This is a genomic window from Pauljensenia sp. UMB3104, from assembly GCF_030217285.1.
Lineage (GTDB): Bacteria > Actinomycetota > Actinomycetes > Actinomycetales > Actinomycetaceae > Pauljensenia.
Genome location: NZ_JASONN010000076.1, coordinates 1 through 427, shown reverse-complemented (window position 1 = coordinate 427; position 427 = coordinate 1). Strand labels below are relative to the sequence as shown.

At 57.1% G+C, this 427-nt stretch carries 1 protein-coding gene; it reads left to right on the top strand.

Features of this window, described 5'->3' with window-relative positions:
- On the top strand, nt 1-237 hold a 237-nt coding region (locus tag QP415_RS10820), incomplete at its 5' end, for a hypothetical protein (RefSeq protein WP_285100054.1).
- Nucleotides 238-427: the final 190 nt, after the last annotated feature.

The following is a 427-nucleotide window of genomic DNA, read 5'->3' as shown; positions in this document are numbered from 1 at the left end:
GTGCCCGCCGATCTAATCGGCTACCTGCAAGGAGAAACTGCCGAAGAACTCGCCGAGTCAGCCAAGACCCTCATGGGTCACCTGTCTGCCAACAAAGCCGAGCCTGAACCCAAAACCCCAGGCCCACGCCCTGACCTAACCCAAGGCAAAGCCCCCGGAGCATCCGGCCCGGCACTCAACTCGCCACAGCTAACCGCCGCGCTGGCAAAAGCCGTTGGCGTAACACTATCCGAATAAAAACCGAACCTACCCTCCAAATCATTTGGGGAAAGGACAAAAATGGCTATCACAGCAGCAACCAAAACCACCGATTTTTCCGGCTTCATCAAACCCGAAGAATCCGCACCAATATTCGACGAGGCCGCCCGCGTATCAGCGGTACAGTCCCTAGCAAGGCAGATCCCGCTGGGCATTTCCGGGCAGGAAA